Annotated in this window: 14 protein-coding genes; 9 read left to right on the top strand and 5 right to left on the bottom strand. The window is 44.8% G+C overall.

Annotated features, from left to right (window positions below; all coding sequences use genetic code 11):
* Nucleotides 1–273: 273 nt before the first annotated feature.
* Nucleotides 274–588: an Hpt domain-containing protein gene (locus V202x_RS14370; RefSeq protein WP_144987033.1), complete on the top strand. Its 315-nt coding sequence runs from the start codon at nt 274–276 to the stop codon at nt 586–588.
* A 42-nt stretch (nt 589–630) separates the two neighbouring features.
* Here V202x_RS14370 and V202x_RS14365 read toward each other — a convergent pair whose 3' ends face one another.
* Nucleotides 631–981 (bottom strand): hypothetical protein, encoded by a 351-nt coding sequence (locus tag V202x_RS14365; protein ID WP_145176082.1) that lies wholly within the window; start codon nt 979–981, stop codon nt 631–633.
* Between the two features lie 295 nt (nt 982–1,276).
* On the opposite strand from V202x_RS14365, the gene V202x_RS14360 reads away from it, so the two are divergent.
* Nucleotides 1,277–1,765, top strand: a complete 489-nt coding sequence (locus V202x_RS14360) for a hypothetical protein (protein WP_145176079.1) — start codon at nt 1,277–1,279, stop codon at nt 1,763–1,765.
* Between the two features lie 13 nt (nt 1,766–1,778).
* Here the strand turns inward: V202x_RS14360 and V202x_RS14355 are convergent, their stop codons facing one another.
* Nucleotides 1,779–3,653, bottom strand: coding sequence for a hypothetical protein (locus V202x_RS14355; RefSeq protein WP_145176076.1), 1,875 nt, complete (start codon nt 3,651–3,653; stop codon nt 1,779–1,781).
* A 639-nt stretch (nt 3,654–4,292) separates the two neighbouring features.
* Between V202x_RS14355 and V202x_RS14350 the strand changes: the two genes are divergently transcribed.
* Complete coding sequence (locus V202x_RS14350) at nt 4,293–7,019, top strand: hypothetical protein (protein WP_145176074.1); 2,727 nt, start codon at nt 4,293–4,295, stop codon at nt 7,017–7,019.
* Nucleotides 7,020–7,228: 209 nt separating this feature from the next.
* Nucleotides 7,229–8,467, top strand: coding sequence for a hypothetical protein (locus tag V202x_RS14345; protein WP_145176071.1), 1,239 nt, complete (start codon nt 7,229–7,231; stop codon nt 8,465–8,467).
* Between the two features lie 17 nt (nt 8,468–8,484).
* Here the strand turns inward: V202x_RS14345 and tsaD are convergent, their stop codons facing one another.
* Both tsaD and V202x_RS14335 read right to left on the bottom strand, forming a co-directional pair.
* Nucleotides 8,485–9,516 (bottom strand): tRNA (adenosine(37)-N6)-threonylcarbamoyltransferase complex transferase subunit TsaD, encoded by a 1,032-nt coding sequence (gene tsaD / locus V202x_RS14340; protein ID WP_145176068.1) that lies wholly within the window; start codon nt 9,514–9,516, stop codon nt 8,485–8,487.
* A 110-nt stretch (nt 9,517–9,626) separates the two neighbouring features.
* Nucleotides 9,627–11,060 (bottom strand): S41 family peptidase, encoded by a 1,434-nt coding sequence (locus V202x_RS14335; protein WP_145176064.1) that lies wholly within the window; start codon nt 11,058–11,060, stop codon nt 9,627–9,629.
* Nucleotides 11,061–11,350: 290 nt separating this feature from the next.
* Between V202x_RS14335 and V202x_RS14330 the strand changes: the two genes are divergently transcribed.
* The 3 genes from V202x_RS14330 to V202x_RS14320 are packed head-to-tail and all read left to right on the top strand — an operon-like array spanning nt 11,351 to nt 19,461.
* Nucleotides 11,351–14,719: a PD-(D/E)XK nuclease family protein gene (locus V202x_RS14330; RefSeq protein ID WP_145176062.1), complete on the top strand. Its 3,369-nt coding sequence runs from the start codon at nt 11,351–11,353 to the stop codon at nt 14,717–14,719.
* 21 nt (nt 14,720–14,740) lie between these two features.
* Complete coding sequence (locus V202x_RS14325; protein WP_145176060.1) at nt 14,741–18,280, top strand: UvrD-helicase domain-containing protein; 3,540 nt, start codon at nt 14,741–14,743, stop codon at nt 18,278–18,280.
* 8 nt (nt 18,281–18,288) lie between these two features.
* Nucleotides 18,289–19,461, top strand: a complete 1,173-nt coding sequence (locus V202x_RS14320) for a class I SAM-dependent methyltransferase (RefSeq protein ID WP_145176057.1) — start codon at nt 18,289–18,291, stop codon at nt 19,459–19,461.
* Nucleotides 19,462–19,544: 83 nt separating this feature from the next.
* On the opposite strand, the gene V202x_RS14315 is transcribed toward V202x_RS14320, so the two are convergent.
* The gene (locus tag V202x_RS14315; RefSeq protein WP_145176053.1) at nt 19,545–20,057 is read right to left on the bottom strand and encodes a hypothetical protein; all 513 of its coding nucleotides are present in this window, start codon (nt 20,055–20,057) and stop codon (nt 19,545–19,547) included.
* Between the two features lie 375 nt (nt 20,058–20,432).
* Between V202x_RS14315 and V202x_RS14310 the strand changes: the two genes are divergently transcribed.
* The gene (locus tag V202x_RS14310) at nt 20,433–21,632 is read left to right on the top strand and encodes a Gfo/Idh/MocA family protein (protein ID WP_197992872.1); all 1,200 of its coding nucleotides are present in this window, start codon (nt 20,433–20,435) and stop codon (nt 21,630–21,632) included.
* A gap of 95 nt (nt 21,633–21,727) precedes the next feature.
* A complete protein-coding gene (locus tag V202x_RS14305; RefSeq protein WP_145176050.1) occupies nt 21,728–23,326 on the top strand; it encodes a dicarboxylate/amino acid:cation symporter in 1,599 nt (532 codons plus the stop codon).
* Nucleotides 23,327–23,378 lie beyond the last annotated feature (52 nt).

Below are 23,378 nucleotides of genomic sequence, written 5' to 3'. Positions count from 1 at the left end.
GAAAAACGCAAAATCAGGATTTACTGGAGTCAATAAGATATCGGCATAACTGTCACATTCAGTACATTTATTTCGTTGCAGTAATTTACCCCACCTTGAATTTGGCTTAATTCAGTAATTTTTCATTCCTGTAAAAAACCTCAAGCTATAAATTGATGTAGCTGTCCACTTGATTCTTCAACTACTGGAACAGGAAGACATTTGAGTGTATCAATAGTAAAAAAGAATAAGATACGATCGATAATAGACCCTTAAATTAAGGAAAAGGGAAGCATGGTAGATACCCTGGAAAACACACCAGTTCGATCATCATTTTGTGATGATGAAGATTTTCTCGACTTGATTGAAATGTTCGTCGATGGAATCGAAGAGAAAAAAGAGATTCTGCGACAAGCATCTGTCACCGATCAGGTTGAGGAACTCAAAGTATTAGCCCACCAGTTGAAAGGCGCCAGTGCTGGCTATGGGTTTGAAGAGCTTTCAGAAATTGCAGCTGCATTAGAGATCGCATGTAAATCAGAAGATGAGGCTGCGATTCAACAGCAGAAAGAGATCATCTTGAATCACATGGATCGTATTGTTGTTTGATAAAAATTTCTGGATTTAAACTGCAATTCGACAAGGATTCGTTCAAACTGGTGGATGCCGCTCATTTTCCAGCTTCTCCACTGATTGTGAAAGAGCCACAATTCTTGTTATGAGATTCTTTGCCCTTTGAACTCCCGGTTGACCCATTCCTTGCCGATCAAACAAGATCGATGTTTTTCGTTGGCTTTTGAATATGGGTTGCACTTCATCGACTTCAGCACAAATCGATTCCCATTCTGAGCTGAGATGCTTCGGGACTGAATCCGGGATTTGATCTCCGATTTCCCCTATTTTATCGGTGAGATCCAATAGCAAGTGTCTGGCATCGTAATCGGCTTGCTGAAATTGTCTTACGATGTTGGATAAAGCTTGTTGAAATTCTGTAGTATTCATATTCAAGTACTTTTTAAAACAAGATCCTGATCGAATTTTAGGTTTATCAGGGGCAGTTTGAGAAAATTTCGCTGGAATTCTATACTTAACGCTGGTTTATCAGTGTAGATCGAGTTGATTTTGCAGGGTTCTTATTGACCTGACCTGATAATTATTAGTAAATATGAGCTACTGACATTCAATGATGTCATTCTATTTAAGACTCTAAAATGAAAGCGTTTGAACAGTCGGTCGAATGTTTTCATCTTAAATAGAAATCAATCATAACAAAAGTCGATTTTATGGGGAGTCTTTCATGTCCAAGTTGAGCCAGGTCGTTATTGGTTTGCTTTTGATTACTGTGGGCTATGTTTTGGGAGCCTCTCAGAGCTTTCAAAGCACGAAATTACACGCACAGCAAAACTCGGGGACTCCGACAGAGGAGACTGAAGATAAAATCAAACGTGGTGCCAAAGAACTCGTTGAAGCTCAATCCGCGTTGGAGCAAGAAAATTTTATGCGACCAGCTACAAAGGGATTGAATTCATTCGCAGTCACTTGTGGTGGGGTCAATGCAATGGATGACCTGGAAGCGGGGAATGGTGTTGATCCAGAAACATTCGCTGGTTTATATGCGGGTCTGGCGAAACCTGATATCGCCGCCCAATTGGGGCGTGATGACCAGGGAAGAATTACTTACAAGAATAAAATCGTGCGTATGTATCCTGTTTCTCGACTGAAGAAATTGTTTGCAACAAGGTTGAAATATACTGGTGAAATTCAGGATGAAGAATCCAGTTTCTAATCTGGCAAATCAATCATTTCACTTTCGTTTCTGAAGACGCAGCCTTAGCGAGACGGTGAATTGGTTTGAAAGGGAGCTTGATTTCGGATTGGCCTGCGAATTGTAATTCGTTTTCTGTTTCAACAATTGCTTTGAAAGTCAGATAGACGGGTTGAGCTTGTTTCGGTATTTTCTTTTTTGGAATTCGGATCAGAAAATCTGTAATCAGTTGTTCGCTTTCAGAGTTCGAATCATTCATTGCGACTTGTAGCTTGTCTGACTTTGATGCGAGTGAAGAATTAAGTTCGCTGGTTTGAAACTTTCGCGGTCGTCGCGCTGTACGAGAGAGATGAGCACCGGAATATTCCAGGCTTATCATCTTGACTGCTGAATCAGTGGGATGGATACAACGCAGACAAACTTCAAATGATTCTGGTGACTGGCTGGTGTTTGTATTGCGGTCGACGAAGGTTGCCGTCAAAGAGATTTGCTCCTCGCTCGGGGGAATTCGTAAGAGCGTCATCTGTATCTTCTCAAAACCGTTGACTTTGATTAGGACGTTTTGAGTCTCTTGACTCCCTGATTTGAGATGTAGAAATCCTGAGGCCGTCGCTGAGATCTTGAGCGAAGTCTGTGGATTGCGAAACAGATTCCATGTTCGCAGTGCAGGCCCCGCTATCACAAAATTTCCACAAAGAGATCCTAGCTGTGGTGTGGTTGACTTTTTTTGAATGGTTCCCTCCAAAGACTGTTTTACCAGATATAGTGACCATTGCCGGAATAGCTCTGGAAAAGGAATCGCGGTGAGCTGTTCTATTTTTTCAATCCCGGTGAGTGGGTGATGCGTAAACCTGTAAGGGAAATTTTGGGTGGACTCGATTTGATTGCACCAGTCCAGAAACTCATTGACGGCTCCCCGGCAGCCATGATTGCGCCAGAGATGAGAGCGGTAATAGTCTGAGACTACGAGTGGGTAGGATTCAGGGCTACGATAAAATTCGCTGATACGGTAATCTCGGTTTGTATAACCAGGCTCCATAATATGAGCAATTCCTTCGTTCAACCAGTCTTCCTCATCTGCTAACGAGCCTGCTTCTGAAGGGGTTTGAGCAGATCGAACACTGGCGACAGCCGCATGTGTGACTTCATGAGTCAGAAGATCAAGTAAATCCTGCCCGGGTTGCAAAGTAGAATTGAGGTAGAGCATATCGCAGTGGTTGCTAAATGGTTTCGGAACCGTGAGTCGAAAATCACTGGGGCGTACAAAGCCATTGATGGATGTACGGCCGCCTTGCAGTTTGTTCAACCAGGGAGAGAGCAAGATTGTGAACCGTCCACTACAGTCGACGTCTCGTATTGTACCACATTGCCTGGTAATCTGATCTAAAACTTGATTTTCCAGAATTTCAGTAATCTCGGTCACGAGACCAGGGGCTAATTGCTCAGCCTGTTGCTGGTCATCCAGGTAGATGGCAATCCGCGATGTTTGTTGAATCAGTTGTCCGTTAATGCGCGTATATTGATTTTTATCAGTGAGGTTACCGTCTGTAACAAACAGAAAGAAGGAGCGTTCTTTTTTTGCATCTTCCAATGCTTTGTCTGGCTGTGGTGAAAGATTCGGGCTCGAGAATAAATCAACCCCTTTTTTTACCGATTCCCTTTGTGTGAGTATGCGGGTGTTTTGGAAGCACTTCGCTGTTATTGTATGATTGCTGGTATCTAACTCTGCAGTTAGCTTGACTGTTTTTGCTTGTTGAGTTGTTCTCTCCAGGTTGTTGATGATCAATACATATTCGTTGCCGTTCGCAAATGAAAGCGGGAATTTCTGATCTGGTCCAGAAATTGTGACATTAACCGGCAGGTTCCAATTGACTGGTTGAGAGTCGGGTAACACGGGTTTATAAGTCATCACCTTTTTTGAAGAAATTCGACTTACTCTTGGATGTTCGGCAGATTTCTTCTGTGAGAATCCAATTCCCAATACAATGAACAATGAGAAAATGAGAATCCAGGCCACAGAGGGTGTGATGGAGAATCGGCGAATTACCATGTGAAATTAAGATGACAGAGATGGTGTCGTGTATTGAACTCAGGAAGTTGAATCTGAGCTGACAGGAGAGTGGATGGTGATGAGTCTTAGAGAAAGATCGTCAAAATCCATTAGAGTTAATGAGCGGAATCAGCATAATGTGTGCACACAATCGGGAGTCGAGACTTCAATGTTTGCTAAATTGTATGAACAAGTGAATATTCTGAATTGTTTTATCAGTGCTCGCTCATGGAATCAATGGTTTCGTTAAGCGAGCTTTGACCCCTAATTTCCCCATAATCGGACTATAAATTACGCGGATACTTCAGTCCGTGCCGACTAACGCTTTTCAACTCTGACCAAATTTGGAGAATTAGGAGAAAATCGGGGGAATTTCCTTCAATGGTGTCCGAGACTGAATATACAATGCACAGTTGAGGAGAATGCGCAAATCGGCAATCGCCGAACGTGATTTGAGTGAGAGCATTCTTGCCCAAAGTAACTCGGGAGAGAGAAATTATGTCAATATCCAAATTTGGAATCGCAACGTTTGTTTTAGCAGCATCGGCACTTTTCTGTTGCACTTCTGTCAGCTTTGCTGAGAATGCCGTTCCAGAGATATCAAACGTTGGCCAAATCCTCAGCTATGAGAACACTGAGGGGCAGCATTATTTTGCTCTGCGATTAAAAGCAGATCGCTTACCCGCAAACGCTTATTCAGGTAAACAAATTGCGATTTTGTTTGATACATCTGCCAGCCAGGTTGGCGAGCATCGCACTCAGGCTTTGGATGTTTTGAAGTCGTTTCTAAAGGAGTTACCAAACGATTCCACCGTTGCCGTTTATGCAGTCGATGTGCAATGCACTCCGTTCGTTAATGAATTTGTCGCACCTCAAAGCCGGCAGGCTAAGCTTGCCGTTGAATCTCTTGCATCTCGTGCACCATTGGGTGCTACGAATCTTGCTCAGGCAATGAAAACTGTAATGAAGGGATTGAAGAATCAAGAGGCTCGATCAATCCTATATATTGGCGATGGAATGAGTTCCGCCCAATTGATTTCTGTTCCTGAAATGGCTGCACTCACTCAAAAGCTGGCACACCAAAACGTTCCCGTTCACAGTTATGCCGTTGGACCTCGCAAAGACTTGCGATTACTGGGAACTCTTGGAGTTTACACAGGTGGTGTGGTCTTAACCGATCTTGCAGAAGGGAAGAAAGATCTTCCGACGAAGGTTGGCAGGGAATTGGCTAAAGCGATTCAAGCTCCTGTTTTCTTTCCAGAAAAGATTCAGCTTTCTGACAAAAAATTAGTTTTAAATACACCTCAAGCCTTACCGATCCGAACTGACCGCGACACGATCTATCTTGCAGAAGGAGAGCTGACTGAAAGATTGTCGGTTGAGCTAAGTAACAAAAATTTAAGTGGTATCTGGAAGTTTAACGTACCTGTCGCACAAGCTGTGAATAGCTTTCTGGCAGTTCCCTGGGTGAATTATCAACCGGGGCAGGAAGTCGGGATCGCATTTGCCGGGCAGAGAATGATGAATCTGGCGCGCACCGGACACGAAGAGCATATGGCTCAATTAGAGTTTGCCGGAACCCAGGCGATTCGAAGTGGGAATTTTGAGCAGGCTGCGAAGTTCGGCAACTTGATTCAACAGCTGGATCCGGGCAATACCCGAGGCGATACACTTTTAAAAATGTCTAATAAATTCAAGCAGGACCAGTTGGCACAAGCGGATACTAACCAACCAGCCGCTGATTCGAAAGCACAGCCTGCAGCAAAGGGTGATGCAAAACCGCCAATTGATGATTCGATCAGTAAAGTCGAACAGTTGAGGCAGATCAAGGGAGCCCAGATGAAAATTGAGGTTTCCAATACTATTGAAGAGGCACAAAAGATCTCTGCTGAGAATCCCGATGGTGCTCTGGGGATGTTAAAACGAACGTTGAGCTTTGTGAAGTCGACATCTGATATCGAACTTGATCTGAAACAGCAACTGGAACGTCGCCTCAACAGTATGATGGTGGAAGTTCGCAGTCAAATCGAAGTTGCTGAAACGCGACGGATTCGACAGCAACAACAGTTAGCCCAACTTGAACAACAAAAGCGTCTCGTAGATAAGATCCTTTTAGAGGACGAAAAACTGGAACAGTTGATTGACCGCATCCGTTCTTTAATGCAGGACGGAAGACATGGGGACAGTGATGCCTACGAAGAGGCGGAAGCCGTTTCTCGTGTCGCCGTTGATATGGAGCCTGGTAATGGACCTGCCACAGCTGCCCTGTTTACTTCGGAAGCAGCCGGGCAACTGGATAAAGTCTTTCGTATGCGTTCTCTAAGGTCTGACCGCTTTCTGGAAACACTTTATCAGGTGGAATTGTCTCACGTTCCGTTTCCTGATGAGCCTCCAATCCGTTGGCCTTCAGCACCTGTTTGGACCAGTTTAACTGAACGTCGCAAGAAATGGGCGGCCGTTGACTTGCATAAAAACAGTCCTGCGGAACAACGAATTTTCGAAGAGCTACAAAAAGAAACCGAAGCGAATTTCCCAGACATTCCACTCTCAGAAGTCATGACATACTTTGCAGATTTACACAATATCACAATTTTGATCAACTCCAATGATCTGGGAGAAGAAGGTTTAACGCCTGATGAGCCAGTCAACGTATCATTAAGTGGAATCAAACTAAAAAGTGCTCTGAATATCATCCTAAAACCCATTGGTTTAACTTACGTCGTTGAAGATGAAGTGATGAAAATTACAACGATTGTGAAGTCAGATGAAATCTATACCACTCGCGTTTATCCCGTAGCTGACCTTGTAATTTCTGTTGCGACTCAGCAGCAGTCTGTCGGTAGCAGCCAGGGCGGCTTTGGTGGTCAGCAAGGTGGTTTTGGTCAACAAGGTGGCGGTCAACAAGGATTCGGTGGCGGTGGTGGATTTGGTCAACAAGGTGGTGGTGGTCAAGGATTCTTCAGCGTTGGACCTGAAATGCTAATGATGGATGCCCCTAAAGCTAAAAATGCAAAGAAGCAACCGAATAAAAATGCGAAAGTAAATCCTGCAAAAGAAGAGCTTCAGCCCATCAATGATCAGGAAATAAAGGGAATCCTGAATAATATTCTGGGACAGTCTGAAGTAAAACAGCCTAAAGCACAATTTCAAGTTCAGGATAACCCCTTTCGGTTTGACAACCGCACGATTGAAGAACTCAAAAAAAAACCGGAAATCGTAAAGTAAACCCCAAAGCAGCGTCCCCTGTTATACCTGGACAATCTAAATTATCAGATCGGAGCCGTTCCAGAGAGAATGGCTCTGTTTCTGTTAAGGGGCAGAACCAAAATAAGAACGAGGTCAAGCTGCCTTTAACGAGTAATGTTAAAGATCCGGTCGCATTTTGGAACGATTATTTCTCCAAGCGAAAACCTGCACCCTCCCTCGTAAATGACTTGATCTTTAATTTACATCAGGCGGGTAAACACGAGCATGTGATTGCTGCGATTAAAGCGGCTTTAATTAATAACCAATCGCAGCCCTGGATGTATGACGTCCTTGCTTTGTCAATGGAAATTGTTGGTCGCCCCAAAGATGAAATTCAGCGTGCTTTGCTTTCTCGAATTGACTTTTCGGCGGCGGATGTTTCCAACATGGTTTATTCCGCAGCTTATTTATCGCGCTTTAGTGCCGACGAGCAGGCTCTGAAACTGTATCAACAAGCTTCAAAATTGGCACCAGCCCGACCAGAGCCTTATGTGATGGGCCTGCGTCTGGCTGAGAAGCTGAAAGATCCACAGGCAATTCTATGGGCGGCAACTGGTATTTTGACTCACGTATGGGTAAAGGGACATCAGGACTTGCATGAGAAAGCATTAAACGCACTGGCCGATCTGGAGCAGTCGTTTGAGTCCTCAGGCAGAAAAGCAGAAGCGGAGCAGTTACGGTTAGCCAGAAAGAAAGCCTTAAAACGAGATTTACAACTGGAATTGACCTGGAATGGAGACGGTGATCTGGATCTGATTGTCGAAGAACCAAAAGGAACCGTGTGTTCATTTGAGGCACCGTTAACGGCAGGTGGTGGAGTTTTGCTCAATGATGGCTATGGTCCCAGACAGGAAAACTGCCATGAAGAATATTTGTGTGCCAATGGTTTTCCAGGAACTTATGTGGTTCGAGTGCGTTATGTTTCTGGAAAGATTGTTGGTCAGCGTGCAAAGTTAAAAGTGACACGTTATCGAGGATCAGAACAACCTATCATACAGTCTATGATTGTTCCACTGGCGAAAGAAGATCAGTTGATTCGCATTGATCTTTCCAAAGGGCGTCGTAGAAAGAAATCAGAAGTTCCCCAACCTCAACAAAACTCACAGAAAACAAGTCAACGCACTATTCATAACTTGTCCCATGCAGTCGGTCCGCTTTCAAAACAGGCAGTGAAATCGTTAAAGGGATTTCGAGTTTCACGACAGGTAGGAGCTGGAGTCTCTACAGGCAGACAGGTTCCTTTTGTGACAGGATCGCAAAATGTGGGTGGCGTTGCCAATCAACCGGTGATTACAGTCATTCCAGAGGGGATCAGTTTGTCAGGAGCCGCCGTTGTTTCACCGGACCGAAGATATGTCAGACTGTCACTCTCACCACAATTTACGAATGTGACGGAAGTCTTTACCTTTAGCTTTTTTCAGCCATAGATATGAGCAGAAAAGTACTAACGTACCAGGCCTGGAGTAACATCCAAATCTAATGAGGCGATGCGCCCCTGGTCTAAATGATGCCAGGCAATCGCAGCCATGGCGGCATTATCCGTGCATAAATCGGGGGGAGCCATACTTAAATGGATGCCTGCCTTGTTTGTCATTTCTGTCAGGCGTTCTCTCAGTAATGTATTCGCGGCCACACCTCCTCCGACACAAAGTGTGGAATGCCTGAATTGCATGAGTGCTTGTTGGCACTTTCCAACCAACACATCCACAACGGTCTCCTGGAAGCTTGCTGCCAGATCGGCGATTCGTTCTGCGGTGAGTGGTGGTGGTTGTTTTTTCGCTCCCGGGTTGCCCAACGCTGCATAAAGGACCGCTGTTTTCAAACCGCTGAAACTAAAACGAAGTTCAGGGTCTTTCAGAAAGGTTCGAGGAAACGGAAACGCCTGAGGATTTCCCTTAACTGCAGTTTGTTCGATCGAAGGTCCGCCGGGATAAGGCAGTCCTAAAATTTTAGCGACTTTGTCGAATGCTTCACCGGCGGCATCATCAATCGTAGCACCGATTAATTCAAATTCGAAAGTAGGCAAACAATGATATAAATTCGTATGGCCGCCACTGACGACCAAGCCAATCGCAGGGAAAATGGGATTTGTTTCCTGCATTTGACAGGCAAAGAGATGGCCTTCGATATGGTTGACCGCAACTAAAGGAATATCTAACACCATTGCCAAAGTTTTGGCGGCTGTGAGACCGATCAGTAGAGAACCGACCAGACCTGGTTCTGTCGCGACAGCGATCGCAGTCAATTGATCTAATGAGAGATTGGCTTTTTGTAAAGCATCATCAATGACAGGTAATATTCGCTCCAAATGAGCTCGTGAGGCGATCTCCGGGACGACACCTCCAAATTTTTCATGCAAGTCGGTTTGCGAGGAGACGATATTTGAAAGAATCTTCATATCGCGAGTGATCACGGCTGCCGCTGTTTCGTCGCACGAAGACTCAATTGCCAAGAGGTATTCTTCAGGTTGCTTCATGGATGATTGCATATCGAAAAGTAGAAGAAAAACGACGTTCGGATGAAAGGCGCTTCCGAACGTCGCTATGCTGTGAAATGAAATTAAGTTGTCACGACCAGATTAGATCATTATGTTGTTCCGATGATGATTTTTACCTGGGGAACTTGCTCAATACCGGCAGCTTTTTTCGCAGGTTTAGCTTCTTTCTCAGCAGGTTTTTTGGCTTCGCTTTTTTGGGCCGGCTTTGATTCATCACTTAGTGCGGTCTTAATATATTTCAGGGCGAGCTCAAGTTGTTTGTCTTTAAACTTATCATCGAGTTTGGCACTATGATCCAGAATATCCCGATTACGACGGTATGTGCCGAGCTGTTCCAACTCTTCATCTTTGAGTCGAAGTCGATAGTCTTTATCAGGAGTGACTCCCCAAACATCAGTATCTTTGGACCCCGGGAAACGATGAATATTTTTCCCACTGGGGCGATGGTAGCTGGCTGTGGTCAGTTTTAAAGCACTGTCACCTTCTTCCAGTTCAATTACATTTTGTACGCTGCCTTTACCCCAAGTCCGTTCTCCCACGATCATGGCTCGTTTATGGTCTTGCAGACAGGCAGAAACAATTTCACTGGCAGAAGCGGAATAGCGATTAACAAGGACTGCCATGGGAAAATCGGAATAAGTTCCCTCTTTTGTTGCTTCCCATTTTCGATTACGACTGTTGCGGCCTTTGGTACTCACAATTTTTCCTGATTCAATAAACATATCTGAAATTTCAGTTGCCTGGGAAAGTAAACCACCGGGATTAAATCTCAAATCCAGGACCAACCCTTTCATACCTTGTTTGACGAGGTCATCAATAGCAGCTTTTAATTCCTCTGCGCTGTGGCGACTAAAGTGAGTGAGACGAATATAACCAATTTTATCTTTTTTATTAATCATGTAATCCCAGGCATCATCTTTTTTGTAAGTGTCTCCCAGCACTGTGGCAACATGAATGATTTCACGTGTGATCGTTAATGGAATGGGTTTATTCGTTCCTTTGTGGATTACCGCTAGACTGACTTTCTCACCAGCGCGGCCTTTCAGAGTTTTGATCGCTTGTGAAAGTGTGAAGCCTTTTGTTGATTTTCCTTCAATTGAGTCAATAATATCTCCAGCACGGACTCCTGCCTTGTACGCAGGAGTACCTGGTAGTGGAGTCATGACAGTTAAACGCCCGTTGTGTTCATCTATGTGAACCTGAATTCCAATTCCACCAAATTCCTGTTCTACAACTTGATTGAAGCGAGAAAGGTCTTTGGGGCTGATATAATTGGAGTATTGATCCAGTTCTTTTACCATGCCTCGAATGGCTGCTTCGAGTAACACGCGCCGATCGACATCTTTTACATAATTCCGTTCAATCTGCTCATAGGTATCTGCGAACAGCTTCATCATTTGATAATAATCATCTTCATTTTTTTTCTTTTTTTCTGACTCATCAGCAAATATTGATGGAGAGAATACTGAGGAAATAATGAAGGAGAGCAGCAAGAATGAACTAGTCAAACGAAATTTTTGCATGGATGATTCCTTATGAGAATTACAGAACATATCTCAAATCGAGAAGAAATCTAAATTTCAATTTGATGAAATATGTTCTGGTTGGGTGGCAGAAACTCTGAAAAACTTCATTTCTGATACTATTAGTGTAGGCGATCAGGAAAGCAGTGGCAAGATTTGCTCTGTGTTCAAAGCAATGAAAACAGGTTAATCCTCAAAATATCACCGAAATTGAATTCTAGGGTTCAGCCGGATACATTGCACTTAGAATCTTTTTTTGAAAAATTCGTCTTAAACAGGCAAGAGAGCTAATGCAGCCGGACATTCAAATCTTAATTGGTACAGCAGGTTCCGGTAAAACGGGTTATTTGCTGAACCAGTATCGAGATGCCTTGCAGTCAGGACTCACAGAGCAATCTCCCGGAACGACACTTTGGATCTCTCCTACTATTCGTTCACGTCGGCAGGTTTTGAATCAATTACTCTGCGAGCAGATGACGGTCTGTTTTGCACCCAATGTTTATACCTTTGAAGCTTTTGCCGAGACCATTTTAAAATCGCTGGATGAACCGATTCAGACATTGCCTGAAATTTCCAAACGATATTTGCTGCGAAGTATTGTTGACGACCTGATTGTGACACAGCAAGTCCAGTATTTTTATTCTATTGCCGGAACGTCGGGATTTCTGGATTTAATTTCCAGTTTCATCTCTGAACTGAAACGAGAAGAAATCTGGCCTGATCAATTTTCTGAGGCCTTTGGGAAACTCCATTCCGATTCGAATCAGAAAGACCGGGAGTTGGCGCTGATTTATCAGCGTTACCAGACTGCGCTACATGAGTTGCGGCGATACGATTCTGAAGGGCGCTTCTGGTCAGCGCGGACTGCTTTGCAGGAGGGGAAATGGGGACCTTTCGATCGATTTCGTTTGATTGTCCTGGATGGGTTTGCTGACTTCACTCATACGCAATATGAAATTTTGGAATTATTAGCAACTAGAACTGACAAGTTACTGATCTCGCTTCCACAGGAAATCGAGTTGCGTCGGAGTGACTTGTTTGCTAAGTCAGTTGTCGCAAAGCAAGTCTTGGAAACACGATTACCTGGAACAGTAAAAACGGTTTGTTTTGAAGGAGATTCTACTCAAACTTCCCATTGGCAAATTAGCCAGGCATTGTTTGATAATCCAAGAGAGATCAAGCCGCTGGTAACTGCCGATCAAATGAAAGTGCTGGCAGTCGCAGGACAACGCAATGAGTTGGAAGTCTTGGCGACAGAAGTGAAACGACTTTTATTACAAGGGGTTTTACCAGAAGAGATTGTGGTTGCGTTTCGGTCTACGCTCGAATATGGCGATTTAATCGAGGAAACTTTTACCGCAGCCGGTATTCCTTACTTTCTTGGAGTTGAGCAAGATTTTTCCAGATTCTCTGTCGTGCGAGCCCTCTTTGCTTTCTTGCAGATTGAAATCGAAAACTGGTCGTTTGAGAGCATCATGTCGATTCTTGATTCAAATTATTTTTCCCCTGATTGGCCAGAATACCAGGAGGGGAGAGCTGTACGCAGCCTCTCGCGTGTCTTACGTCAGCTCAAAATCGATTCAGGAAGAATTGATGTTTTGAATGCGTTGGAAAAGGCCAGTGGAACAGCAGTAGAACTTGTTAATCAATATCCGGAACAACCGAAGTGGGAAGCCCATCAGGAGGAGACTCAGGCGGCATACCAACTTGCGAAGCGACTTTCAGAAGCAACACAAAGACTGAGGGGTAAAGAACTCTTTGTAGATTGGATCGACATTGTTATTTCACTCGCAAATGAGTTTGGCCTATCAAAGGTATGGAACAAAGATCAAGCAGAAAAAGATCTTCTTGATGAGCGCGATCAATTTGTATGGGATCGATTTCAAAAGCTGTTATTTCATGCGGTCGCTCAAATAGAGCAAATTGAACAATTTCACCAGCGGGATGCATTCCCTCTGGATTTGGTCGCATTTCGTGGCCTGTTATTGGATCTCATTGAGCAGCAAACCATTTCCCTGCAAACGGATGAATCAGGTCGGGTTTCTGTTTTGGATGCCGCACAGTTAAGAAATTTAAGTATTCCTTATCTCATGATTGGCGGTCTGAGTGAAGCCAGTTTTCCCCGAAGTCATCGGGAGGATTGTCTCTACAGTGAGAAAGAGCGAGGGGAATTGAAGCAGTGTGGTCTTTCACTCAAGCTGCATGCCAATCAGCAGCAGGAAGAAATGTTACTGTTTTATGAGGTGATCACTCGCTTCTCGAAGCAACTGATTCTGAGTTATCCCGCGATCAGTTCCACAGGGCAACCTCTTTTTCCGAGTCCTTACCTTACTACTTTGGTTGACTTGTTCCAGCCTTCCGCACTACCAATTCAAAATGTAAGTGAACTGAATCCTCTTCCGCGCAAAGAGCAGACGCTATCAAAGCGTGACTTACGAGTCTTAGCAACGCATCAATTAAAACAGGATCAGCCGGGGTTGTTTTTGAATCTCTTAGATAAACCTGATTTGAAATGCGTTGCGAAGAACATTCTGGCGGCTTCGGAAATGGCCATCCATCGTTTCGAAACGGAGGGGTTTACAGAGTACGAAGGAATTCTGGTCTCACCTCAAAACAGACGTGCGATACGTGAACGGTTTCCTCGCGAATACGAATTCAGTACCACGCAACTGGAATTATATTTGTCTTGTCCCTATCAGTTTTTTACACAGAGCGTACTCGGGATCGATGTGTCTGAACCACCGGAGTTAAGAACGAATTATCTTCAGCGCGGAATTCATGTACATGGTATCTTGACAAAGTTGTATGAACTTCTATTAGAACAAGGTGAAAGTGAGCAGCTGTATGCGGCTGATCGAATTGAAGCATTGTTTCTGGAATTATTGAATCAGCGAGTTTCCGATTCTTTTGCAGAAACCAAACTGCAACAAGTGCTGCTCACAATTGAAAAACAAATTCTAGAAGATTGGGCTTCTCTCTTTGCGGAACAATCAGAGAGCTATGGAAGTCAGTTTGATGAGCTTTGGGACGCACCTCCCGCGATTGTAGGACGTGAGGTTCCCTTTGGTAAAGTTCCTGCAGAACCAGATCCAACACAAAGGCATTATCAGCATCTGACGCTGGGGGGCGGAGAGGAAGAAACGCGGGTCAGAGGTCAAATTGATCGCATTGACCTGGGGAGTATCGCGGGTCAAAAATATTTTAACATCATCGACTATAAAACCGGACGAGCGCTTCCCTCCGCCACAGAAATTCGTTCAGGGAAGAAGCTCCAGCTTGCACTCTATCTGATTGCAGCAAAGAGATTGGAAATGATTGATGTCGATGCCGAACCGTTTCACCTGGGCTACTGGAAAGTTCAGGAAACTGGTTTTGTTATGCCGCTACGTTCCCGAAAAAAAATGGTGGAACCGATTTCGGGTGAGGATCTGGAGTTACTGGAAATGACGATTGAAGGTCTGGTGCCTCATCTGGCGCAATTGATCCGCAATGGAATTTTTCCGGTACAGGTGGATGAAAAAATGGCTCACCTCGATCCGGCTTTTTACTCTGTCTGCCGTTTCTCACAAGTCGAGAGTTATCAGGATAGTCTGGGTAAGCAGATAGATCTACTGCAGTATTCACAAATCGATCAGGCGAATCCCGAAGAATGTTCCTGATCAAGTTTATGTTAGCTTAAAATGTCAAACGAGCCTAAATATACCGACCAGCAGGCCGCCGCCATCAATCGGCGTGATGTGTCTATTGCGCTCTCTGCAGGTGCTGGATGTGGAAAAACATTTGTTTTGACGCAGCGGTTTCTAAAACTAATTGAGCCGGGAACTCCGTCTGACCGACTGAACCATATTGTTGCGATTACTTTTACGGAACGAGCGGCCCGTGAAATGCGGGATCGAATACGTGAAACGTGCCTTGAGCAGTTACGAAACTGCCCTGTAGAAGAAGTAGCACATTGGCAAGCCGTCATCCGTGGCCTGGATTCGGCTCGGATCAGTACGATTCATTCCTTTTGTACTTCGATTTTGAGAACTCATGCTGTGAGTGCCAATCTTGATCCTCATTTTGGGTTATTAGAGCAGGGAACCAGCGATGCATTCTTACGGAAAGTGGTTCGAGAAGCGGTTCACGAACTCTTGAAACAGGAAAATGTCGATGGAATGCAGATGGTCTATCAGTATGGATTGGAAAAAACATACGAATTATTGATTACTTTGGTACCTCAGCAATTTCGGATTGAATTTGACCATTTTGCTGGGATGACGGCCGAAAAACTGGCTGCCCGGATTCGAGAGTTTTGGAGTCAGACATTCGTTCCTTTGCAGTTGGAAGAAATCGCCAATTCAGAGAGTACCCAATTTTTAATCAAACTCATGAACGAGTATCAGCCGGCTCATCCCAAAATGAGAGAACGTTTTCAAGTTCTCAATTCTCGACTTCCTGAATTGAAAAACGGTGCAGAGCAAAACCGAAGCGAATTACTAGCAACACTGATCTCACACGCTAAGATTCAAGGGGCGGGAACCAAAAAAGACTGGGATGATTTAGATATTTACGAACAGGTTAAAAATGGATTTGAGTTATTGAGAAAAACTTTGGGCAAGATTTATGAAAATCTTGCTCCAGATGCTTCTCGTTTTTTATTGGCTGCTGAAACCAGTTTAATGGTACTACGAGTGACCGAATTTGTTGCGAAACGGTACCAGCAGAGTAAATCAGAGAAAGGACTTTTGGACTTTGATGATCTGCTGCTGCAGACACGTGACCTGTTTCGCCGAGATCCGCATGCCCGGCAACGTGCTGCTGCCGGCATTCAATTTTTAATGGTTGATGAATTTCAAGATACGGATCCAGTTCAAAGCGAGATTGTTCGTGCGCTGTGTGGCAAAGAGTTACTAACAGGGAAACTCTTTTTGGTGGGCGATGCGAAACAGTCGATATATCGTTTTCGGCGCGCGGATCCGGAAGTCTTTCACCAATTGCGGATGGAAATTCCCGAAGCAGGGCGTTTGCCATTAAGTACTAATTTTCGAAGCCAGCCAGCGATTCTGAATTTCACGAATTGTCTCTTTTCTTCAGCGATGGAGCACTATTACGAACCCTTAATGCCATTCGACAAAAAACAGCACTCACCAACTCCTGGCATTGAGTTCCTCTTTGCGTCCCCTGATGACCCGGAACTGAAAGGAGCAGAAGCAGTTCGTGAGACGGAAGCGGAATGGATTGCGGCTCGGGTACGACAATTACTGGATGATGAAACGCCACGTGTTTGGGCTAAAAATTCACAAACAGGCGAACGGGAGTTAAGACGTGTTGAGCCAGGGGATATTTGCATTCTGTTTCGTGCACTCTCGAATGTAAGTTTGTATGAAAAGGCATTACAGAAACAGGACCTGGATTATTATCTGGTTGGTGGGCGTGCCTTTTATGCACAACAGGAAATCTATGATGTAAGCAATCTTTGCCAATATCTGGATAATCCCGATGACGAATTGAGTTTACTGGGTATTCTGCGTTCACCTTTTTTCAGCCTTTCCGATGATACTATCTATTCGATCGTCCGTAATGCAGAAACCTTAGCGGAAGCAATACGCACACTGCCTCCCGATGAATTACAACCAGAACAGAAACGCCAGGTGCTTTATGCTCAAAGTGTGCTTGCGGAGTTACGCTCAAAAAAAGACAGGCTCTCGCTGGCCGAACTGTTGAATTTGGCATTAGAGAGAACAGGCTATGATGCGGCTCTACTGAATGAATTTCTGGGTGAGCGTAAAATTGCCAATCTGCGAAAGTTAATCGAATTGGCTCGCAATTTTGAATCGACGGGGCTATTTACTCTGAAAGATTTTGTACAGAGAATTCGAGATTCGATTTTGGAAGAAAGTAAAGAAGAACTGGCGGCGACTCTACCGGAAACCAGTGATGTGATTCGGCTCATGACAATACATCAGTCAAAAGGGCTCGAATTTCCAATCGTGATTGTGGCAGACCTTGATCGCAAGTCACACGGGGGGAGTAAAGCTCCTTTTTTACATCCCGAATGGGGAGCGTTGCTCTCTCTTCCTGCGGAACGCGGGGTTGTCCCTGAAAACTATGCATTCAAGATGCACCATGCGTTGGAACAGAGGGCGAATGAAGAGGAAACCGTTCGCCTGCTGTATGTCGCTGTGACACGTGCTGCTGATTATTTAATTCTTTCTGCTGGATTACCCTATGACCGCAAATACCAGTCTCCTTGGATGAAGCTTTTGGCACGGCACTTTGATTTAAGTACAGGCACACCAGCCGTTGATCCTTATCTCGGTAAAATTTCATTAGGGACTACTTCTGCTGACCAAATTCCCCAAATCCATGTGCACCAGGTTAAACCACAACTTACATTCAAGCGTGTACAAAAACGAAAGGAATTAAAGCCCAGTCAGTTTTTACAGGCGCTGGAGCAGGTGACTCCTGAAGCATTGCCTATAACCTATACTCCTTTCCATCCTGATCGAGGAGAGAGAACTCATGTGAGTGTTTCCCATCTGGAAGAGATTGATGCTGAGTTACAGCAATCTCTCATCCATTGGCAGGGGGAAATAGTTACAGAACATTCATTAACTTCAGACGAAGCCACACAGCTGGGGACACTCACGCATGCTGTCATTGAACGTCTGGAGCCGGATCAGCCTGGTCAAGCTACGCAGATTGTGGAATCCATTCTCTTTGATCAGCCATCACAGATTCAGCAGAGGTTGAAACCTCTGATCATGCAGCAGATTTCCGCCTGGTATCAGTCTGATCTCTGTAAGATATTGGAGTCAGCAAGTTCGCATTATCGTGAGCTGGATTTTCTGTTGCGGTGGCCTGAAGCAGGCAGCGAAGCGGATCAAATGGACCAAAAAAGAAGCGTACCCATCACAATTATGGGAACGATTGATGCGCTCTTTAAGACAGCAGCAGGTGAGTGGATGTTGTTGGATTATAAAACCGGGCCGCGTCTCGCACACATGTCTAATGAAGATTTGACCGAAGAGTATGAATTTCAATTGGGAGTGTATACACTGGCCGTTGAACAACTCATCGGAGGCAGGCCAGATGCAATTGGTCTGGCGGTTGTGCATGATACTGTGCGCGTTGTGCAATTCAATTTGAATGAAACACGACTCGATGAAATTTCTCAGAGAATATCACGAGCGATATCTTATCTGAATCAACATACGCCAGCGACAGAAGGTCGTTAACGAATTCCATGTCCAGTGAGTCACATTCCGAGCTTGATTACTTTCAAAGCCTTCATCAATCGCCTGAAATCTTTGACCTGATTCAACAGCATACAGGTTCAGAATTTCATTTGCAGAAGCAGTTAAGAAAAAATTATTCGCAGGACCTTGTACGGGCTGCATTGACTCTCTCTGAATTACGAATACGGGGCCGTGCTAAATTTTTCCACGCGGATCAGATGTGGTTTGACCGAAAAAGCCTTGAACAGTCAACACCCGAACTGGTTTCACAATATAAAGCACAGCGATTTTTGGGGACAGTCTATGATTTTTGTTGTGGTATGGGAGGAGACCTGATTTCCTTAGCGAAGCACAGCACTGTTATCGGTGTTGACCTGGAACCGTTGTTGTGTCAATTCGCACGTTGGAATAGTGAGGTCTATGGCGTTTCCGAATCTGTGACGGTGTTGAATTCTTCCATCGAAGAGGTACAGGATCGGCAGGGGTGGTTGCACATTGATCCTGATCGACGGCCTCATTCTGGTGGCAAAGTGATTCGAATCGAAGATTATTTACCTGATTTAGAGACTTTGCTGGAGTTCATTCCACAGTTCCAGGGAGGTGCGATCAAACTTAGCCCTGCCAGCAATTTTGCCGGGAAGTTTCCTGAAACTGAGACGGAACTGATTAGTTTGAATGGCGAATGTAAAGAAGCAACAATCTGGTTTGGCGAGTTAGCCGGTGATCAGGAATTTCGGGCCACTGCGATTTCGAAAGAGGGTAACGTCGATAGTATTGCCGGTCATCCGCTGGATGCTTTTGTCAGTCTCACAGACGCAGGCGAGTATATTTACGATCCCGATCCTGCTGTCGTACGTTCGGGTTTATTGGATGTGGTCGCTGATCAATTTTCACTCAGTCGCTTGGATCCCGAAGAAGAATATCTGACATCGACAGAAAAAGTGGAATCACCTTTTTTCAGACGTTTCAAAATTCTAGAAACGTTATCGAATAACGAGAAGGAGATCCGCAAGTATTTTCGAACCGCGCCTTTTGGTCAACTGGAAATCAAATGTAGACGAATTCCTGTTTCCATTGAAAATCTGCGTCGTAAATTATCTTTGAAGGGTGATGCAGCAGGAGTTTTGATTATCGCTCGATTACAGGGAAAAGCACGGGCCTTAATTTGTGAACGGGAATAGTGGTCTTGCCCTTTCCTTTTCCCTGAGTATCTACAAAAAACGGGAGTCAGATATGACTCCCGTTTTTCAAATTATTTGGTCGATTAGTTCCCAACGCCTTGAGCCTGGCGGAACTGGAAGCGGTCGATTGGCATTAACTGTTGTGGTGGAACAGGTGCGTTATTAATGATGAACGGAAACGCATAACAGATGACCATACCGGATGACATTTCACCGATATAGATAGCACTATTTGCGATTTGGGCACGTCCCTGGTTTGGTAAACTGACTGTCCCTGAAACAATCACATAATGCGGCTTTGCTGTGGGATCGACATTGAAGTCAGCCGCCAGATTACGGAAATAAGCGTGTGTGAACTTTCCCGATCGTGAATTAATGGCAGCACCACTCAAACGACCGGTTAAAAAGTCAAGTACAAAGACGGCTTCCGCATTGCCAGATTTCGTAGGCGCGGTTGCAATAGCAAATCGATCTCCGTCGCGGTCTGTTGCAACCGCCAGTGCGGGTTCGTGAGGCCAGAAATAGGATAAACACATGCCACAAATCACACCGACTGTTAACCAAAGAAATCGGCGCTCTCCATATTGATTTTTCATCAGAAATGTCTCCCTGTATTTTTACTATTTAAGAGGTGTGTCTGTTGATAGACGTTCTTCAATTTTGATGTGATACACAAATCCCAGCATTCAAAGGGATCTGGATACAATAATTGTACCCAAGAGCTTAAATAACTTCTAGACGTGATTACTGAACTACAAAGAATTGGTCGATCATTTTGAGTGCGAAATCGCCCATTTTTACATCAATTTCTTCTCAGAATTCCCATTGGTTGTAATTCTGATCACGCAAAAGTATGCTGCTTTGTAAGTGATCGTCGTCAAGACTGGTCAGATTCAACATCTCGCAGCTCAACTCTAACTTGTATATTGATACGGGTATAGAACGAATCATTAAGAGGAAGGAATGACACAATGGAAACAATAAACGGTCAACTCAATCGTAAACTGCGAATGGCGCTCGTGGGTGGGGGACAGGGTTCGTTTATCGGTCGGGTTCATTCCATCGCCGCCTGCCTGGATAATCGAGCGGAACTGGTGGCAGGCGCACTTTCATCGAATCCTGAAAAAGCAAAAGCATCTGCGCCGGCTTATGATATCAAGCCAGATCGCGCTTACGGATCCATAGAGGAGCTTGTTGAACAGGAGTCGTCATTACCTGAAGACCAACGTGTTGACTTTATCAGCATTGCGACACCCAACCACACTCATTTTTCTATTGCGAAAACAGCAGTAGAAGCCGGGTTCAATGTGGTCTGCGATAAACCCATGACGTTTGATTTGGCTCAGGCTGAAGAACTAAAAGCTCTGGTCGAAAGTTCTGGCGTTGTGTTTGCTGTCAGTCACAATTACACAGGTTATCCCCTGGTGCGAATGGCGCGGGAAATGATCTTGAACGACGAGCTTGGGGAAATTCAGGCGATTCGTTCCAACTACATTCAGGGGTGGTTGCGATCACGTCTGGAAGAAGAAGATCAGAAACAGGCTGCCTGGCGAACCGATCCTGCAAAATCAGGAGCGGCAGGTGCTTTTGGCGATATTGCCACACATGCCTACAATCTGGGACGCTATATGACGGGGCTGCTTCCCGAAGAAATTTCATGCAACTTAAAAATCTTCGCGCCCGGGCGTCAGCTGGATGATTATGGCCATGCCACCATTCGTTTTCAAAATGGCGCGCTGGGAACAGTGACTGCCAGTCAGATTTCACACGGACGTGAAAATGATCTGTTTATCGAGATCGATGGAACAAAAGGCGCGCTGGCATGGCGACAGGAAGAACCCAATCAGATGGTGATCCGCCGCAATGGTCAACCACATTCAGTTTACACACGGGATCCTAATGCCCCTTATATGAATGAATCAGGAGCGGCTGCCTGCCGTTTACCTTCGGGACACCCGGAAGCGTTTTTCGAAGCATTTGCGAATATTTACCGTTCCGCATTTGATGCTATGGTCCAGCGTATTTCTGGCCAATCTTTTGAAGCAAAAAATACGATCTATCCTAATGTTTACGATGGTGTCGAAGGGATGTTCTTCATTCAGCAATCGGTTGCCAGCAGTCACGAAAATGGTGCCTGGTTGCCTTTTCAATGTGAAAGCGCCAGACGTTAATCTGTTAGAGAGTTAATTTTGTTGACACTCTTAAATGAGTGATTGCTGCGCCAGGATCAACGTTCCCAAAAGAGAAACAGGAAGCTTAGTTGCTCATGAAGAAAATTCCGCTGCATTATCAAATTTTGATTGCTCTGATCGTGGGGACCTTTCTCGGTTTTCTCTTCAATCCAGGTGAGATTACGCTTGCTGATCTTTCATTGACTGCCAGCCGATCAGAGACAGGCTATCAGGTGATTGAAAAGTATGCAGGTGATCAACAGAAAGAATATGAATTCAAAGATCGCAATGAACTTGTTGCAAATTATCCCGAATTGGCCAAATTATTTGCCATGGGAGAACTCGAAAAACCGGTAACTGTGGAAGTGAATCAGCGGTCAATTCATATCGTCGATTCTGTAAAAAAAGTGACGTTGACTTACACGCGGTCTATCGATCAAAAGATGGTTGTAACTTCTTACTCTGCGTCCAGCGGTGAAGAGCTTGTCAAAAAATATCCTCAATGGGAAACTGATTATTTTCTGTTTGGTACCGGTCTTTCACAAAAAGTGATGGTGATTTCCAAATGGCTGGGTGACTTATTTTTGCGGTTGTTAAAGATGGTGACGATCCCTTTAATTGTCACTTCATTAATTACGGGTATTGCAAGTCTGGGAAACGCGACTCGATTTGGAGCCATGTTTTCCAAGACCCTCTTGTATTACCTGTTTACCAGTTTGCTAGCGATCAGTACTGGAATTTTAGTTGTGAACTTGATTCGACCTGGAATTGGTGCTGAACTGCCGGGAGGCAGTGGAGTTCTCTCCTCAGGACGGGAATCAGTAGGCTCCATTTTTCTGGATATGATCGATCGGCTCATTCCGACAAACATTATTCACTCCTTGGGGGCAGGGGAGTTCCTTTCGATTATTTCTTTTAGCATGTTGGCGGGAATATTTATTATTCTGGTCGGTGGTAAGCATGCCAAAGTACTCACAGATTTCTTTCAAGCTGGTTTTGAAGTCATGATGCGAATGACGATGTTTGTGATCAGCCTGGCTCCTATTGGAGTGACGGCATTTATGATCTACGCTGTCTCTTCACAGGGAATTGAAATCTTTAAGACACTCGGCTGGTATATGATTACCGTTTCTCTAGCCTTACTGATTCATGCAGTGGTCATCTTGCCTTGTCTCTTGAAATTTGTCGCAGGTCGTTCTCCATTACAATTTGCGCATGCGATGAGCCCCGCCTTGATGACGGCGTTCTCGACTGCTTCCTCGAATGGAACATTACCTTTGACGATGACCTGTGTAGAAGAAAATGCAAAGGTTTCCAATGAGGTCAGTTCGTTCGTGCTTCCTTTAGGAGCGACAATCAATATGGACGGGACCGCATTGTATGAAGCTGTCGCGGTGTTGTTTATTGCGCAAGCTTACACGGGGGTGGTTATGCCACTGCCAGACCAGATCTTAGTCGCTGTTACGGCTTTACTAGCCAGCATTGGTGCGGCTGGTATCCCACATGCCGGATTGGTGATGATGGCGATTGTGTTACAAGCAGTAGGCCTGCCACTCGAAGCTCAGGGAGTGATTATTGCCGTCGATCGAGTATTGGATATGTGCCGCACATCGGTCAATGTCTGGAGTGATTCCTGTGGATGTGCGATCATTGAACGTTATCGCGGACCAGCTGCTTCTTCAAACAGTACCTGAGAAAAGTTAACTTGAAGCTGCCAGAATTGGGTATTGCTTTGTAATTCTTGTG

The organism is Gimesia aquarii, assembly GCF_007748175.1.
Classification (GTDB): domain Bacteria; phylum Planctomycetota; class Planctomycetia; order Planctomycetales; family Planctomycetaceae; genus Gimesia; species Gimesia aquarii_A.
The sequence above is the reverse complement of the archived record's forward strand: the minus strand, read 5'-3'. Positions and strand labels throughout refer to the sequence as shown.